This is a genomic window from uncultured Pseudophaeobacter sp. (assembly GCA_905479575.1).
In the GTDB taxonomy this organism is placed as follows: domain Bacteria; phylum Pseudomonadota; class Alphaproteobacteria; order Rhodobacterales; family Rhodobacteraceae; genus Pseudophaeobacter.
Map to the genome: position 1 here is coordinate 1 of CAJQNB010000048.1, position 7,272 is coordinate 7,272.

Here is a 7,272-nt window from a genome sequence, read left to right on the forward strand (position 1 = left end):
CCGGCGCCCCGCGTTCGGAAATGACCCGGTCCAATTCCCTTGTGACCCGCAAGCCCGACAGCGATGTGTCAGCCACAAGAGCCAGGTTCTCGCGAGTGTGGTCATCCACCACGGTCAAGATGCGAAAGCGGCGGCCATCCGAAAGGAATTCTTTGGTGCGGCGGGCGTGCATTCCAGTGGCGGAGGTGGCGGCGATCGAGAGGCCGCAAAGCGGCCTGCGCCATCGTATAGAAAGCCTGAGCATTCTGTCAGGTATTATGCTGCCGATCATGTTGAGGGCGCTCATTCTTGGGGGCCTTGCGGCCATATGGTTATTTCCAGGTCAGCCGCTGCCCGGAAAAACACCCCAACAAGGTATCGGGCGGCATCTGCCCCAGTTGCTCAAATAGGGCTAGACTGTCAATTTTGGAGATCAACTCAGCGATCAGCCCCTGCTCAAAGCGAAACATCAACAGGCTCTCAATCTTGATCGGGGTGTCGCCATCCGGGCCGGAAGCAACGGTTCTGTAATAGACACTGACCCAGTCCCCGTCTTCCAGATAAACAAGAATTTCGGTTTTCATCGGCCCCATCAGGCGACCAAACATCTCTGCCAGAAATGGCAGATCTTTGCGGAGCGCCAGGCCGCAATAAATCGGATCATCCTCTCCCAAGGAGGGCGCAAGCAGCTTGTCCAAAGCGGATAGGTTTCCAGCGTCCCAAATCTCTGAAAACCACCGTCCAACGACATCCCGTTTGGTCATAGTCATAGTGTAATCGCATTCCAGTCTCATTCTCGCACCGTTCGCAGAAGGACACGTAATTGACAACGCCTCCAAGCACAAACCTGCGAAGTCAGTTTTGCTAAATAGCAATGACTGAAACCTTAAGAGACAACAATTTTCCTCATAAATAAGAACGGGTAACACGCCAGCATTCCCGTCTGGACTGTGGCGCGACCAACACTCTTTTTGCGGCCTGACACAGGGTAAACACATCTGTTCCAAGATGGCTGGTCGCGGGACATAAAGTCTACCATGATCCTTGGTGACATTGGACAAAACAACAGGAGATACGCGTGTCAGACCATGGATATGAGGCAGGCCGGTTGAACCTTCCCTTTGTGGGGATCTCCACCTTTGGGAAATCCCCCTATGTTGCCGACTGGACCGCGATTGATGCGGATGTCGCCATTCTGGGCGCCCCCTTTGATTTTGGCACCCAATGGCGCCCCGGCGCACGTTTTGGTCCCCGGGCAGTACGCGAGGCGTCGACCCTGTTCAGCTTTGGCCATACCGGCGCCTATGACCACGAAGATGACGCCACCTATCTGGGCGCCGATGTCAGGATGGTCGATATTGGCGACGCAGATATCATCCACACCAAAACCGAAGAAAGCCACGCCAATATCGAATTTGGCGTCCGCAACATCCTCAACGCGGGCGCCCTGCCCGTTACCATCGGTGGCGACCATTCGATCAATATCCCCTGTATCAATGCCTTTGCCGAGGACTGCGCGGCACATGGCCCGATTCATGTGGTGCAGATTGATGCACATCTGGATTTTGTTGATACTAGGCACGGCGTCACCAATGGCCATGGCAACCCAATGCGCCGCGCCATCGAGAAAGACTACGTCGCGGGCATGACCCAGCTTGGCATCCGCAATGTCTCGTCGACCGCCAAGGACGGCTATGACGATGCACGGGCGCGTGGCTCTGATATCCTGTCGGTGCGCCAAGTCCGCAAACTGGGCACCCAAGCCGTGCTGGAGCGCCTGCCAAAGGGCGCGCGTTACTATGTGACCATCGACATTGATGCCTTCTGCCCCTCCATCGCGCCTGGCACGGGCACCCCCAGTCACGGCGGCTTTCTCTATTACGATGTGCTGGAGATCTTGCAGGGCCTGGCCCAACGCGGCGATGTGGTGGGCATTGATCTGGTCGAGGTGGCCCCCGCCTATGACCCCAGCGAAAGCACTCAGATCCTGGCGGCGCAGCTGCTGCTCAACTTCATCGGTTTCATTTTCCATGCCCGCAAGGAGCACAGCGAGCCAAGCTGACACTCCTCGCCAGTTGTGGCGTCGCGATCAACGGCCAGCTAGCGCCCGATGACAATATCGGCCTGCAAACCACCAAGCTCTTTGCTTTTTCCCAGCCGCAGCATGCCGCCATGGGCGCGGGCAATATCGGCAACAATGGCAAGGCCCAGCCCAACCCCCGAGCCCAGTTCCTGGTTGCGCGCCGGATCCAGCCTGGCAAAGGGGCGCACCGCATCGCCCCGCTGAGCCGCTGGAATGCCGGGGCCGTCGTCCTCGACCCGCAGGCGCATGGATTTCTCTGTCAGGGTGACAGAAACCCGCGCCCGGGTGCCATAGCGTACCGCATTTGAGATCAGATTCTCCAAGGCCCGGCGCATCGACTGCGCCCGCAGCGGCACCGTACCCGCACCGCTCAACTCTCCCAGCATCACGTCCTTGTTCTGACGCCGCCAATCTTCCACCACAGAAGCCGCCAGTTTTTGTGGATCCACCGGCTCTGGCTCCCCAGTGGAGGCGCCCCGCGAGAAATCCAGAAAAGCATCGAGCAGCGCCTGCATTTCGCTGACATCACGCAGCATGGGTTCTGCCTCATCCTCGTCAATCATCGCCAGGCTGAGCTTGAGCCGCGTCAACGGCGTGCGCAGATCATGGCTCACCCCGGACAGCATCAGCGTGCGCTGTTCGATCTGGCGTTCAATGCGCCCCCGCATATCCAGAAAGGCACTGCCCGCCACCCGGACTTCGGTTGCCCCGCGCGGCGAATACGGCAGGTTGCGCCCGCGGCCAAAGGCCTGGGCGACATCGGCCAGTTTCTTGATAGGGCGCAACTGATTACGCATGTAAACAAAGGAGATCACCGTCATCAAGAACCCAAAGAACACCATGGTAACGATCAACTGATGCGGTGCAGCAGCGGTTAGGCGACGCCGATCCACCCCCAGCTCCAGGATCCCTGCCGGGGTGTCAAGATACAGCAAAAACTCACGGGTTACGGGAAATTTGACCGCAACAAATCCCTCCAGTTCATGCCGCAATTTATCCCGCACCACCCGGCCAGAAAATTCATCCCAGCCAAGCTCATCCTGTGGCCGTGGCGCATCCTGTTCCACAAACCGGGCTGTCATAGTCAAAGGCGCCAGAAAGGGCTCAAGCCGGTGCAGATAGAGATCGCGATCCGCAGTCTCGCCCGCCTGTTGCCGCAGCAGGGAAACTTCGCGCAGAACCGTTGTGGTCATCTGCGTTGTCACATCCTCAAGATCGCGTTTGATAAAGACAATTGTGACCAGCAGTTGCAGGGCAACGACAGGCATGATCAGGATCAATGCCGCACGGGCATAAAGACTGCGCGGCAGATATTGTTTGAGCCATTGGAAGAACATAGGCTAATACTAACGGCGCAAACCACAAGTGTGAAGACAGGTTGGCCCTGCTACGGTTTGGCCGGACCTCTACCGACAAAGACACCAAAGGCCGCGCCAAACGCAGCCCTGAGACGAGGCAGAACACGTGCAAGCTCCTGACGATTTCAACCCGGCCCCCGGCCATCCCGAAGAGCTGCAACCCGGTATGCGGCGCCTGTTGGCCCCGAACCCCTCACCGATGACCTATCGGGGCACGAATACCTATCTGGTGGGCACCACCGAACTGGCTGTCATCGACCCTGGCCCGGATATGCAGGTTCATTTGGAGGCGATTCTGGCCTGCGTCCTGCCCGGCCAGCGGATCAGCCATATCATTGTCACTCACAGCCACCTGGATCACTCGCCCCTGGCCCGCGCGCTCTCTGCCCGCTGCGGCGCCCCGGTCTATGGCTTTGGTGGCCCCGAGGCCGGGCGCAGCGCGATCATGCAAGACCTTGTCCGCGCAGGGATGACAAGCGGCGGTGAAGGCATCGACAGTGATTTCGGGCCAGATATCACCGTTGCGGACGGTGAAATTCTGTCCGCTGCAGGCTGGCAGCTTGAGGTCATCCACACCCCCGGCCATCTGGGCAACCACATTGCCCTTGCCCTGGGCGACGCCTGTTTCACCGCAGATCACGTGATGGGCTGGGCTAGTTCGCTGGTCTCGCCGCCCGACGGCGATTTGACCGACTTTATGGCCTCCTGCGCCCGCCTGCGCGCCCGCGAATGGCGGGTGTTCTACCCGGGCCACGGCGCAGCAGTGACAGCCCCGCAAGAGCGGCTGGACTGGCTGATCCACCATCGCAAGGGCCGCGAAGCCGAAATTCTGGCCTGTCTCGCCCAGGCCCCGGCCACCCCGGCCGAACTGGCGCGGGCGATCTACCAGGAAACACCCGCCGCCCTGCTGCCAGCAGCTGAACGCAATGTCTTTGCCCATCTTGTCGATCTGGCGGGCCGGTCAATAGTTGAACCCTGCGGCGCCTTTACGGAAACGGGCAGCTTTCAAATTCTGGCTTGAGTTTTTTTCAAGAAAACGAATTTCCCCTCTGGACCTCCCCCAGAGCCCCCGCTATATCGCACGGACCGTTCCGGCGTAGCTCAGCGGTAGAGCAGTTGACTGTTAATCAATTGGTCGTAGGTTCGATCCCTACCGCCGGAGCCAAAGATTTCAAGGACTTAGCGCACATCCGCTAAGTCCTTTTTCTTTCCGAGCACAGAATAAGTACAGAAAACACTGTCCGGTTCGGTGTTTTCGGATCATTTGTGACCCGGTGCCATGTGCTTGCGCTAACTATCGACCTTTAAACGCTTTTTCTCCTCCCCCGCATATTGACGTAGAGATTTCCCCTTTTCCTTACGCTGAGTGGATCGGTGCAGTTCAAGGCGTCCTGCAGTATTGAGCCCGATCTGCCAATTAGGGACTGTCACAGCGATGATCTCCGAAGGTTGAGCCAAAAAATTCCGTCTTTTATGGCTACCCAACCTCTGGGAAAGGACATGCTGCCTTGGATGAACCACATGCCAACCAGAAACCTGACCGTGTTGGCACGCATCGAAAAATCCGGCGACGGTGGGTAATCCTCAAGAGCCTCTGCAACCAACATCTTTGCCGCATCTTGCGTCTTTGAGTAGGAGATTGAAGGCAATGGCGGGATCGTCCGTGTCGCTGGTTCACCCATCTGGGTCCTCGGGCGCAAATTGGCGTCCAAGGCATCGTGCCGCCAACAGGCAGGCAAGTAAGCCAGCAAGCTATCCCTCTGACATTCGATCAAAGGGTTATGATTACCAATCACTGAATAAATTAGGGGCCTAAGTCCTCAACACTCCAACCAAGCATTGGGTTGGGCACCGTTATGGCCACCTGTCGATATCTAGAAGACGCTTCCAAAAATCGCGCAGAAATTGCATGTTATCGTCATGGATAGCTTTGCATGGAATCGTGCTTTTTCGTTGTTGTCATCCGCAAGGTTAGCAAATGACCTCATGTTGACCGCAAATGGCTTAAAACCGTGCTGTCGGCTGACGCTTAACAGGTACAGGCTTTCCGACTTCGGTTCATTTTTGGAGTCGTTGAATTTAGTATATGCTTCACCGAGATTTTCTAAGTTGGCCATCCCAAGTGGCCAACGGCGAACGTATTCTTCTTCCAGTTCGAGCAATTACAAAGACGCAGTCGAGTACGCTACAATCTTTGTATCTCGTCATCAGGACGTGAGTTTTCGGGCGCTAAATGCCAGCGATCTACACAACGACCATGATCTTGGTCAGTTGTTGGGCTATCCAGACTGTTGCACATCGCGCTTTGTAGCCCTGCGTGCCCTTGCCGAACAAAATAACATGAGCCTGCTGCCTCACATCGACGGAGGCGCTACCCGCTTTGACGCCCTGTTGAATGTATTTGGATGGTTCTTAGATGTTGGGGTCACTAGCCATTTTCCATGCAGTCTAACCTGCGATCAATCATCAGCGTTCGCAAGAAAAAGTCTTGAAATCCTTGATCACATAGTTCCTCGACAAGCATTAGTTTTAGTCGAACAGCTCTCAGCGGAGGTTGGCAGGACCGACTACGGATTCACCTATGTGGGACTCAAAACCGGAGAGAAGTACGTACTGAACAATTGTGGGGAAGAGTTGCCCGCACGGTCCCGTTCTCTCACAAAAAAGATTGACAGAAAGCGTGAGGTTCCTGACCGTGGGTTATCGGGCGAGGAGTCGCGAACTTTTAAATTCAACTAGGGGATAGAAATGTCGACAAAAAATACAGTTACATTTGAGCTGCCCAAGCCACTTGCAGATGCCATAGAGAAACTCCAAAAGTCGGGAGAGACTATCAAAATCGAGATCGATGGCCATATCGATGGTGAGAACTTGGTTATTAACAAACTTGAAAGCTTTTCGACAGGTGCTCGAGCTGCACCGCATTGCTGGCACGCCGTTTCCGATAAACACAGTGCAAGCGACTGATGAAAGAGTTTTATGAGAGTTTTTTGAAGGAATGGTGTAACATCAATGGTCGACCGATGTTGACCCTCTATTTTGACGTATTGACTGAAGCACATGGTGAGCACGAGCCATGCTACGTTACGCATGAGTATGGAGAAAAATTCCGAGCAATTGCATCCGAGAGAAAACACTTTGCAGCTCAGCAATTAAACAACTCAGTGGAAGAGGCTTTTGGCGCACAACGACTTCTTCGGCTTGCTCGTGACGCTCCTAAAGACACGTTGAACCTACCAGAGAAATTCTTGAGACATGCAGAAGATGAGATACGGCACAACGGAGTTTTTCTGGCGCTGTATGATGTTGTGTTTCCAGACATTCCGATTTCGGCCTCGTTGAAAAGTGAACTTGAAGAGGCGAGTGTACGAGCCAACTACCCGCTTCCTGTTGATCGTGACTTAGACCTCAATGAATTGATCCTAGAAGTGGTGCAAATCAACATCGGCGAGTTCAGGAATTTGGTGCAATTGAAGTTGGCCAAACCAATGATAGAGGCTCACTGCCTTGACGACTCAAGTCGATCTAAGGCGTCAGAAATAATGGACGGATTGATAAGCGATGAGTGTAGCCACGTTTACTACACCGGTGTTCTCATGGAGCGCCTATGCGACCAAGGACACCGCGACAGAGTGATCAGCTTAGCGAAAGAAGCTACGTATCTTTTTGACCAGGAAGCACGCCAATACATGTGGCCATCTGACGCGCCGCAAGTGACCTGAGCCCCAAGTTTCCTCCACCTAGCGGAGAGTCCTTGGGGTTGGTTTGATGGCCCTACGCGGCCAGTTTGTCCATCGTTCCTTTCTCAGCAAATTCTCTGGGCGTCAGGTTTCCGAGCGCCGAATGTGGTCT

Annotated in this window: 7 protein-coding genes, 1 tRNA gene and 1 pseudogene; 6 read left to right on the forward strand and 3 right to left on the reverse strand. The window is 55.3% G+C overall.

Annotated elements, in window-relative coordinates; all coding sequences use genetic code 11:
* Both QZ268_RS13640 and QZ268_RS13645 read right to left on the reverse strand, forming a co-directional pair.
* Nucleotides 1-169, reverse strand: a pseudogene (locus QZ268_RS13640) (IS3 family transposase); the annotation flags it as partial.
* A 142-nt stretch (nt 170-311) separates the two neighbouring features.
* Nucleotides 312-749 carry a nuclear transport factor 2 family protein gene (locus tag QZ268_RS13645; protein WP_295453620.1) on the reverse strand — a complete coding sequence of 146 codons (438 nt, stop codon included), beginning with the start codon at nt 747-749 and terminating at the stop codon, nt 312-314.
* Nucleotides 750-1,057: 308 nt separating this feature from the next.
* On the opposite strand from QZ268_RS13645, the gene speB reads away from it, so the two are divergent.
* The gene (gene speB, locus QZ268_RS13650; RefSeq protein ID WP_295453622.1) at nt 1,058-2,041 is read left to right on the forward strand and encodes an agmatinase; all 984 of its coding nucleotides are present in this window, start codon (nt 1,058-1,060) and stop codon (nt 2,039-2,041) included.
* A 38-nt stretch (nt 2,042-2,079) separates the two neighbouring features.
* Here speB and QZ268_RS13655 read toward each other — a convergent pair whose 3' ends face one another.
* A complete protein-coding gene (locus QZ268_RS13655; protein ID WP_295453625.1) occupies nt 2,080-3,399 on the reverse strand; it encodes an ATP-binding protein in 1,320 nt (439 codons plus the stop codon).
* A gap of 127 nt (nt 3,400-3,526) precedes the next feature.
* Between QZ268_RS13655 and QZ268_RS13660 the strand changes: the two genes are divergently transcribed.
* The 5 genes from QZ268_RS13660 to QZ268_RS13680 all read left to right on the forward strand — a co-directional run bounded on the left by QZ268_RS13660 (nt 3,527) and on the right by QZ268_RS13680 (nt 7,142).
* Complete coding sequence (locus QZ268_RS13660) at nt 3,527-4,441, forward strand: MBL fold metallo-hydrolase (RefSeq protein ID WP_295453627.1); 915 nt, start codon at nt 3,527-3,529, stop codon at nt 4,439-4,441.
* 69 nt (nt 4,442-4,510) lie between these two features.
* Nucleotides 4,511-4,585: transfer RNA gene (locus QZ268_RS13665), tRNA-Asn, on the forward strand.
* A 755-nt stretch (nt 4,586-5,340) separates the two neighbouring features.
* On the forward strand, nt 5,341-6,159 hold the full coding sequence (locus tag QZ268_RS13670; RefSeq protein ID WP_295453629.1) for a hypothetical protein: 819 nt from the start codon (nt 5,341-5,343) through the stop codon (nt 6,157-6,159).
* 9 nt (nt 6,160-6,168) lie between these two features.
* Nucleotides 6,169-6,387 (forward strand): hypothetical protein, encoded by a 219-nt coding sequence (locus QZ268_RS13675; RefSeq protein ID WP_295453632.1) that lies wholly within the window; start codon nt 6,169-6,171, stop codon nt 6,385-6,387.
* Nucleotides 6,387-7,142: a hypothetical protein gene (locus QZ268_RS13680; RefSeq protein ID WP_295453634.1), complete on the forward strand. Its 756-nt coding sequence runs from the start codon at nt 6,387-6,389 to the stop codon at nt 7,140-7,142. The genes QZ268_RS13675 and QZ268_RS13680 overlap by 1 nt, the downstream gene beginning before the upstream one ends.
* The last annotated feature ends 130 nt before the right edge of the window (nt 7,143-7,272 follow it).